An 883-nucleotide genomic window follows, 5' to 3' on the forward strand; every position below is an offset into this window, starting at 1 on the left:
CAAAGGACATTATTGATATTGCATGGAAAGCACAGCTTAGGCTCTGCAAGCGCTATAAAAAAATGATAGCCAAAGGGAAGCACTACAACCTTGTTGTCACCGCCATTGCCCGAGAAATGATTGCGTACATATGGGCTATTGCAAAAGAAGTGGTGCTTACGCCAGTAAATACAAAACTTAGATTGGCAAGAGTACCTGCATGATAAACGAATTAGAGTTAATGCATGGGATCAAGCATCGGGTGTGGCACAACCACCGACGGCGTTAGGATGGCAATGCAGCTAACGCTGCATTGAACCACGAACATAGACTGAAGACAGGTGCCACGACGAAATAAGTAAGGTCTGCTCTGTTACTAGAAATAGTAATAACCAACGAATATCAGCAAGATAACCGACGACATTACTTGCTTCATCCTATGTATTAACTCGCTCTAATTCGAGCTGAAGTAATTATGGCTTAAAAAGTTAAGCAAGGATCAGTGTGTTTAACTTGACAGTGGGAGTCATACCAACGCCAAAATAACAGGCTAAGTAATGGTTGGCTATAATGTGAACGGAGTGAAACAGCCAACTGTTTTTTGTCCTTATTGGATCGTCTTGTTAGGTGATTGATTCTGCTACATAAATACACCAAACGCAATTGCTAACTTCACCCGCTGCAAATGTGAGAGTTTTACATTTAGTTTTAATAAAGTAAGGAGTGATTTTATGACGTTGATCTGGATATTGAGGATGAGGCACTTCAAATGATGGTTCGTCTAACTCGATCCAAGGATACTTCCAAATATTAATACCATTGATTTTTTTAGTTTGAGATTCAAAACCAATATCGTGATACTGCCAACTATCCATGTAAATCACCTAGACATAATGACTCCCAC

At 39.9% G+C, this 883-nt stretch carries 1 protein-coding gene and 1 pseudogene; one reads left to right on the top strand and one right to left on the bottom strand.

Annotated elements, in window-relative coordinates; translation table 11 throughout:
• Nucleotides 1-203, top strand: a pseudogene (locus tag DC53_RS0120850) (IS110 family transposase); the annotation flags it as partial.
• A 399-nt stretch (nt 204-602) separates the two neighbouring features.
• On the opposite strand, the gene DC53_RS00585 reads toward DC53_RS0120850, so the two are convergent.
• Entirely contained in the window at nt 603-854 is a 252-nt protein-coding gene (locus DC53_RS00585; protein ID WP_050484179.1) for a hypothetical protein, read from the bottom strand.
• Between the last annotated feature and the right edge of the window lie 29 nt (nt 855-883).

This window comes from Pseudoalteromonas fuliginea (assembly GCF_000690055.1).
Taxonomy (GTDB): Bacteria; Pseudomonadota; Gammaproteobacteria; order Enterobacterales; family Alteromonadaceae; genus Pseudoalteromonas; species Pseudoalteromonas fuliginea.